The sequence below is a fragment of the Rothia sp. HMSC064F07 genome (assembly GCF_001837265.1).
GTDB lineage: Bacteria > Actinomycetota > Actinomycetes > Actinomycetales > Micrococcaceae > Rothia > Rothia mucilaginosa.
On the sequence record NZ_KV831928.1, the window covers coordinates 63,886 to 64,121 of the forward strand.

A 236-nucleotide genomic window follows, 5' to 3' on the forward strand; every position below is an offset into this window, starting at 1 on the left:
TGAAAGTCCCTCCGAAAAGGAAGGGAAATGGGTGCAAAAAACCAGTACGCGCGATTATACAGCGCCCCCTCAATGAAAGTCCCTCCGAAAAGGAAGGGAAATTCTTTGCCAGAGCATCCTGAACTGGAGTGCCACTTCCCTCAATGAAAGTCCCTCCGAAAAGGAAGGGAAATTCCAGCCCGATACCTTCTCACGCAGCATGTCAAACCCTCAATGAAAGTCCCTCCGAAAAGGAA